Source organism: Deinococcus sedimenti, assembly GCF_014648135.1.
Classification (GTDB): Bacteria; Deinococcota; Deinococci; order Deinococcales; family Deinococcaceae; genus Deinococcus; species Deinococcus sedimenti.
Genome location: NZ_BMQN01000017.1, coordinates 45,726 through 51,911 on the forward strand (window position 1 = coordinate 45,726; position 6,186 = coordinate 51,911).

Here is a 6,186-nt window from a genome sequence, read left to right on the forward strand (position 1 = left end):
TGGGAAGCGCATGACAACCTGTGGCACCAAGACGTGCGGGGCAGGTTCCACCCAGGCGTCACAATGGGTCACTCAGGCGTCCCACTGCCTCTCCTCAGCCCCGGCCATCGCTGTGTGGCGAACGGGGGTGCCGAACATACGGTCAGGAAGGTCGCGTGATGTCAGGCCAAGCGGTAGCGCCCGCGCCCCACACGTTCGAGCGTCGGGTGACGCTTGCGGTACATCACCGGCGCCTGCTGACAGAGGATGCCCGCCACGTAGGTCTTCACGGTCTGTGTTTTGCACGCCGATCCGCGGTCATTCAAGGCTGCGATCAACTCGTCCAGAGTGAATTCCCGGTCCGGCCGATCACGAACCAACTCACGCACCACATCCATGATCTCCTCTCGGTAGGTCATGGTGACATTCTGCCCGGCTGGTGGTACGAATGACCGCGTACCGCTGGCTGACGGTAGGGGAGACGTACCGCTACGGCCCCAAGCTGGGCAAGGGGGACGACACCCGGCGGGGCACCAGCTGCACCGTGCTGATCGTCCCCCGGCCCGGTGCGATCGGGAACGTACTGGTGCGCTTCCCAGACGAGCATGAGGCTGTGGTGCCCAGCGGCGTCCTGAAGAAGGTGCCCGCGTGAACCCCTTCCCGACTCGGCAAGCCGCCGAGGTGTACCTCGCTCGCATCCCCGACCTGGCCGTGCGCGACGCCACCCGCGCCCGGCTGGGCTTGGAAGTGGAGCCCGCCATACGTCCTGCTCCGGTGACGGTCTTGCCCTCACGACCTATCGCTTGTCAGCCGAGAGCTCCAGAACCCTCTCCGGCTACCGCCCTGACCTTCACGCTGCCGTTCCCGCCCAGCTTGAACAGCATCTGGCGCGCTACCCTCGTCCCCTGCAAGCCCAAGAAACCCGGAGCCCCACCCTGGGCCGCCCGCATCCTCCTCAGCCAGGACGGCCGCCAGTACCGCCGCGCCGTGCGGGACATCATCCGCGCCCTGAACAGCCCCAGCACCCCGCCCGGCGCGCGTCTGGCACTGCACCTGCACGTCTGCCCACCCGACCGCCGCGCCCGGGACTTATCGAACATTCCAAAAGCGCTCGAAGACGCCCTCACCCACGCGGGCGTCTGGGCCGACGACAGCCTCATCGACGAACTGCGCGTCACGCGCGGCTCCGTCACCACCGGCGGGCAGGTGCACGTCACCATCACGTCCCTCACCGCCACCCTCTTCGAGGTGAAGTCATGAGCCGACGCCAGGAAGAGCGCGAGTACGCCCGCGCGCTGGAAGCCGCCACGGACCCCATCCTGCGCCGCCTGATCCGCGCCCGGTACCAGCAGCGTCGGCGCGGGTACCTGCGCATCAAAGACCAGGACGCCCACTACCTCTACGACCTGGGCCTCACCCCATACCCGCGACATCCCACAGACCAGCCCCACAACCTCCCGCACGTCATCCACACAAGAACACCCCCAGGAACCTGGGGGCGAGCAGAGGAGGAATTAGGTTGCACGGTCCGCCAGAGGCTCGGGGATGGTCCGCACCGAGAGTCATTGGAGCAAGTGCAACGTGGGCAGTGTGCCGCTCGCCCGTGAGGCACTTTGTACCGCTTTTGGCAATGTGGGACGCAGCTCAACACAACTCAAAGCCCAACGTGAGGACGCTCCCATAATCACCCAGCCCCACCCAGCCGCCCAAGAGCGAGCACCGATGACCATGACCCGCCCTGAGGTGCCGATGCCCCGCAAGAAACCACCCATCACGATCAACCGCGGGCGAGACACCATCCGCCGCCTCACCGCGCAACGCACCGAGACGCGCGACGCCCGCCAGTACGCCGAGCAGTGGTACCAGACCCTCCGCACCTGGGACGTCCACTTCCCAGACGTCCTCCCCAAGATCAGCTACGCCGCGTTCCGCGACCAGGGCGCATACGACCCCCTCACCATGGGCGAGGGCGGCCTACCCCAGAAGACGTACCTGCGCACCCCAGCAGGGGAGATCAGCGAAACCGAGATCGGCCAGCTCATCACCGACATGACCACCAGCACCATCCCCGAAACCATGCAACTGGGCCGGATGCTCGACCGCCTCCGCCGACATGAACACGCCCGCATGGAAAGCCTGCTGCGCGGCACCAGTTGGTCACAGAATCGCGAGAACGCCCTCCGGTATGCCGTGGCGGTCTTAACCCTCGCGGTGCGCCTGGGTGACGTACACGCAGAGCGTCCCCTCCGCAGCGTCCAGGCCGAACGTCCCGCCTCCCCAGTTGTGAATCTTGTCTGAAACTGCTACCGTTTTGCTAAGTTCCACGAAACGTCAACATCAACCGCCCTCCGGGGCGGTTTGTCGTTGTCGCAGCTAGGCCTGGAGTGTCCTGCTCATCGCGTGAATCCGCCTGACCACCTGCTCGAACGCCTCTCCTAACGCCCCGGGATAAGGGACGGGGTCAGACTCCACTTTGGCCTGGTCTTCAGCCCGACCCCAATGAAACACCAGGGTGATCGGGACCGAATCAGTCTGGACTTCCAGCCACGACTCCCACCCATCATCCTTCAACCGCTGATTCTCAAGAGCCTGCGCTGGCGTGAGGTACCGCTCCCAGTTTTCTTGGAGCTCAAACACCTGATTGATCAGGAAGTCAGTGGACATCCCACACGCTACCAAGGAGGTGACCCATGGCATCCCCCAAACGAGACAACGCCCGCGCCGCCCGCATCCTCGTGGATGCCGCCCTCTTCGGTGACCGGAAAGCTTGCGAAACCCACAAAATCACGGACAGGACGCTCAGAAACTACCGCGCCGCCCTTGAAGCCGACACCGAGCTTTCCGCCCTTTACGCCCAACTTTCCAGCCTCGTCACCACCCAGACCTGGGCCGGAGAGCTCAACTCCACCCTGACCACCCTCATCCGGAAACTGGGCGGGATGACCCAAGAGCTGCCCGGGTCCACGGCAGAGAACATCGGTGCGGTCACGGGCGCCATCAAGGTGCTCAGTGAGATCGCCATCACACGCGAGGTCCTCGGGCACGAGGGGGTGAGTGATGCTGGAGATGGTCAGCCGGATCAAAGCAACCCAGAAGCGGGTGGCGCGGATCCAACCGCGTAAACCAAAGGTTGTCAAAGGACGGACCGCCCGGCAACGCTGGCTGCTCACCGCCCGCCTGAACCAGCTGCCGCCCCAGGGTGACTGGTTCGTGTGGCTGATCCTCGCTGGGCGCGGGTTCGGGAAGACGAGGACCGGTGCGGAGACCATCGCGCAGTGGGCGCGGGAAACCCCACGGGGCCGCTTCGCCCTGGTCGCGCAGACCGCGGCGGATGCCCGGGACGTCATGGTCGAAGGGGAGTCCGGTTTGCTCAGCGTGCTGGATGAAACCGAACTCCGGGGCGGATCAGTCGACACCGCCTGGAACCGCTCACTCGGCGAGCTGTACCTGAAGAATGGGGCGCGATTCAAGTGCTACAGCAGCGAGACGCCCCGCAAGTTGCGCGGTCCGCAGCATCACGGCGCGTGGGGTGATGAGCCCGCCACGTGGAATGACGCGGATCAGGGCACCGGGGAGGACACGACCTGGTCGAACCTGCTGTTCGGATTGCGTCTCGGGAAAGACCCGCGCGTGGTCATGACTGGCACGCCCCGCCCGAACCGCCTGATCCGGGAGCTGAAGAAGGACGAGGGCACCGTCCTCACCGGTGGCAGCACGGCAGAGAACATCGGGAACCTGTCCGAGACGTTCAAGCGGAACGTCATCCGCAAGTACGAAGGCACGCGGCTCGGGCGTCAGGAGCTGGACGGCGAACTGCTCGAGGACACGCCCGGCGCCCTCTGGAAGTACGCGATGTTCAACCGCGAGGGCTTCCGCCTGACGTTCGACCAGCTGCCCGACCTGATCCGGATCGTGGTGGCCGTGGACCCGCAGGCCAGCCAGAGCAGCGACAGCGCCGAGACCGGCATCATCGTCGCCGGGAAGGATGCCCACGGGCACGCGTACGTCCTGGGGGACCTGTCCGGGAACTTCAGCCCCAGCGAGTGGGCGCAGACCAGTATCGACGCGTACCACTACCACCGCGCCGATGCGATCGTGCCGGAGAAGAACAACGGTGGGGACATGGTCACGCACACCATCAGCACCATGGACAAGCGTGTGCCGGTCAAGCCCGTCTGGGCCAGCCGGGGCAAGCAGACCCGAGCGGAGCCGATCAGCACGCTGTACGAGCAGGGCCTCGTGCATCACGTGGGCGTGTTCCCGGACGTGGAAGGGCAGATGACGACCTGGGTGCCAGGAGAGAAGTCGCCCGACCGCATGGACGCCCTCGTCTGGGCCCTGACTGAACTCATGCTCGGCGAGGACGAACCCGAGCTTCCCCCCTCCGGCATCGCCGGGTACGAGCAGGACGACACCTACCAAGGAGGTGACTGGTGATTCTCGACCAATACGGCCAACCTGTGACCGCGCGCCACGAAGACGCGCAGGACATGCAGGGCGGCTGGCAACTCACGGGCGGCATCGGCGGTCCAGTCACCCTCCCGCAGCAGGTGCGCCTGCTGGGCGCCCTCTCCCGGGCCGACACGCAGCGCGCTGCTGTGGTGGCGTGGTACCTCAACCCCCTGCTGTACGGCGCTGTCGAAGTCATCAAGAGCTTCGTGCTGGGCACCTCCGTCACGTACGGCGATCACCCCGACAAGACCGTGCAGGCCGTCATGGAGGAATTCTGGGCCGCCAACAGCTTCGACACCCTGATCGAACGGTGGTTCACGGAACACCTCCTGCTGGGTGAGAACCTGACCATCTGGCCCGACCCGAAGCGGTTCACCCGGCGCGACCAGGCGGCCCGCATCGGCCAGTACGGCGTGATCGACGGGCAGCTGAAGTTCACGACCGCACCCGGCCTGCCCGATGTTGTCGAGAGTATCGGTATCGCCGGGAAGCGCACCCTTCGCGACGGCGAGTACATCTGGTCTGCCCACGACAGCCTCCTGAATGACGTGCGCGGCTGGCCTGCCGTGGGCCGTGCGCTGGGCCCAGCCCTGGCGTACTTGAACTTCATCAACGCCCGCACGAAGGTGCACGAGCTGGCCTCCCGGATCAACGCGGTGTACTACGCCTTCGCGAAGGACGAGAAGGAACTGAATGCCAAGGCGGGCCGCTTCCGCAATGTTCCCAGGAGCGGCGCCGTGCTGACCCTCGCTCAGAACGCTGAGGGCAAGCGCGAGGAGTTCGACTTCCACATCCCGGATCTCAAGGCGCAGGACTCTGCGGTCGACGCGAAGCTGATCAAGCAGCTGCTCGCCGTGGCCCTGGGCCTCCCTGAGCACTACCTCGCCGAGGGCGGGGGTGTCACGCGCACAACGGCGGACAGCATGGGCGAACCCGCCCGTAAGAGCTTCCAGCGCCGGCAGCGCACCGTCTGGAACTGGTTGCAGGCCACCTTCCGCACCGAGCTCACCCGCCGTTACCCGGACGGCACCTTCGTCACCAAGAAAGGCAGCCGCAAGCGTGTCAGCGCCGCGCAGGTCGAGTTTCCCTTCAACTTCCCCAGCCTGCAGAACGAGGACCTCACCGCCCTGATCGCCAAGATCAACCTCGTCGCCCGGGAGCGCCTGGCCAGCCGTCAGACCATGACCGCCGAACTCGGCTACGACCCCGCCGCAGAGGCAGAGAAGCTGGCCAGCGAAGCCAAGGAGGCTGAGACGAATGGACCGAACCCCGACCCGAAAGCCAGAAAGCCAACCGCCGACCCCAAAGCCGGTCAGTGATCAGGAAGCCCCGCCAGATCACTTCCCCGCCCGCCGTCACCCGGAACTCAAACCGGGCGAAGTCCTGATGCAGGACAAGGAGCGAACATGACCGACCAGCGCACCCGCAGCCCCACCACGCCCGACGGCATCCTCCGAGATGCCGTCGAATCCTTTGACCTGCAGCCTATGCAGGACGCCGACGCTGGAAAGCCCCGCCGGATCAGCGGCGTGGCCAAGTCTGCCGACTCCATCAATCTGAACCGGCGCTTCTTCAGCCTCGCCGTCCTGACTGGCATGTGCGCCGCCGCGCAGGACGCCTTGAAGACTGGCGAGCTGTACGGCCTGGTGCAGCACCCGGACCCCTGGTACGAGGGCCCCAAGGGCCTGATCCCTCAGCACCTGACACTTCGCTAGAAATGGCGTCCTGAACGCAGTGAGGCATGAAAAAGGGCGG

10 protein-coding genes are annotated in these 6,186 nt (G+C 65.8%); 8 read left to right on the forward strand and 2 right to left on the reverse strand.

Annotated elements, in window-relative coordinates:
* Window positions 1–161: 161 nt before the first annotated feature.
* On the reverse strand, window positions 162–398 hold the full coding sequence (locus IEY69_RS18400) for a DUF7669 domain-containing protein (RefSeq protein ID WP_189074595.1): 237 nt from the start codon (window positions 396–398) through the stop codon (window positions 162–164).
* Between the two features lie 29 nt (window positions 399–427).
* On the opposite strand from IEY69_RS18400, the gene IEY69_RS18405 reads away from it, so the two are divergent.
* The 4 genes from IEY69_RS18405 to IEY69_RS18420 all read left to right on the forward strand — a co-directional run bounded on the left by IEY69_RS18405 (window position 428) and on the right by IEY69_RS18420 (window position 2,277).
* A complete protein-coding gene (locus IEY69_RS18405; protein WP_189074596.1) occupies window positions 428–631 on the forward strand; it encodes a hypothetical protein in 204 nt (67 codons plus the stop codon).
* Window positions 628–1,239 carry a RusA family crossover junction endodeoxyribonuclease gene (locus tag IEY69_RS18410; RefSeq protein WP_189074597.1) on the forward strand — a complete coding sequence of 204 codons (612 nt, stop codon included), beginning with the start codon at window positions 628–630 and terminating at the stop codon, window positions 1,237–1,239. The genes IEY69_RS18405 and IEY69_RS18410 overlap by 4 nt, the downstream gene beginning before the upstream one ends.
* Window positions 1,236–1,586 (forward strand): hypothetical protein, encoded by a 351-nt coding sequence (locus IEY69_RS18415; RefSeq protein WP_189074598.1) that lies wholly within the window; start codon window positions 1,236–1,238, stop codon window positions 1,584–1,586. Before IEY69_RS18410 ends, IEY69_RS18415 begins: the two co-directional genes overlap by 4 nt.
* A 121-nt stretch (window positions 1,587–1,707) precedes the next feature.
* Window positions 1,708–2,277, forward strand: a complete 570-nt coding sequence (locus tag IEY69_RS18420; protein ID WP_189074599.1) for a hypothetical protein — start codon at window positions 1,708–1,710, stop codon at window positions 2,275–2,277.
* A 75-nt stretch (window positions 2,278–2,352) separates the two neighbouring features.
* Here IEY69_RS18420 and IEY69_RS18425 read toward each other — a convergent pair whose 3' ends face one another.
* Window positions 2,353–2,643: a hypothetical protein gene (locus IEY69_RS18425; RefSeq protein ID WP_189074600.1), complete on the reverse strand. Its 291-nt coding sequence runs from the start codon at window positions 2,641–2,643 to the stop codon at window positions 2,353–2,355.
* A gap of 26 nt (window positions 2,644–2,669) precedes the next feature.
* On the opposite strand from IEY69_RS18425, the gene IEY69_RS18430 reads away from it, so the two are divergent.
* The 4 genes from IEY69_RS18430 to IEY69_RS18445 all read left to right on the forward strand — a co-directional run bounded on the left by IEY69_RS18430 (window position 2,670) and on the right by IEY69_RS18445 (window position 6,146).
* A complete protein-coding gene (locus IEY69_RS18430) occupies window positions 2,670–3,101 on the forward strand; it encodes a hypothetical protein (protein WP_189074601.1) in 432 nt (143 codons plus the stop codon).
* A gap of 88 nt (window positions 3,102–3,189) precedes the next feature.
* Window positions 3,190–4,416 carry a terminase large subunit domain-containing protein gene (locus tag IEY69_RS18435; RefSeq protein WP_229784104.1) on the forward strand — a complete coding sequence of 409 codons (1,227 nt, stop codon included), beginning with the start codon at window positions 3,190–3,192 and terminating at the stop codon, window positions 4,414–4,416.
* Window positions 4,413–5,750, forward strand: a complete 1,338-nt coding sequence (locus IEY69_RS18440) for a hypothetical protein (RefSeq protein WP_189074602.1) — start codon at window positions 4,413–4,415, stop codon at window positions 5,748–5,750. The genes IEY69_RS18435 and IEY69_RS18440 overlap by 4 nt, the downstream gene beginning before the upstream one ends.
* An 87-nt stretch (window positions 5,751–5,837) precedes the next feature.
* Window positions 5,838–6,146: a hypothetical protein gene (locus IEY69_RS18445; protein ID WP_189074603.1), complete on the forward strand. Its 309-nt coding sequence runs from the start codon at window positions 5,838–5,840 to the stop codon at window positions 6,144–6,146.
* The last annotated feature ends 40 nt before the right edge of the window (window positions 6,147–6,186 follow it).

What these genes read in the sequence shown, in the direction of transcription:
- IEY69_RS18425 (WP_189074600.1), bottom strand. Translation starts at nt 2,643, where the DNA reads ATGTCCACTGACTTCCTGATCAATCAGGTGTTTGAGCTCCAAGAAAAC.
- IEY69_RS18400 (WP_189074595.1), bottom strand. Translation starts at nt 398, where the DNA reads ATGACCTACCGAGAGGAGATCATGGATGTGGTGCGTGAGTTGGTTCGT.
- IEY69_RS18445 (WP_189074603.1), top strand. Translation starts at nt 5,838, where the DNA reads ATGACCGACCAGCGCACCCGCAGCCCCACCACGCCCGACGGCATCCTC.
- IEY69_RS18420 (WP_189074599.1), top strand. Translation starts at nt 1,708, where the DNA reads ATGACCCGCCCTGAGGTGCCGATGCCCCGCAAGAAACCACCCATCACG.
- IEY69_RS18415 (WP_189074598.1), top strand. Translation starts at nt 1,236, where the DNA reads ATGAGCCGACGCCAGGAAGAGCGCGAGTACGCCCGCGCGCTGGAAGCC.
- IEY69_RS18430 (WP_189074601.1), top strand. Translation starts at nt 2,670, where the DNA reads ATGGCATCCCCCAAACGAGACAACGCCCGCGCCGCCCGCATCCTCGTG.
- IEY69_RS18405 (WP_189074596.1), top strand. Translation starts at nt 428, where the DNA reads ATGACCGCGTACCGCTGGCTGACGGTAGGGGAGACGTACCGCTACGGC.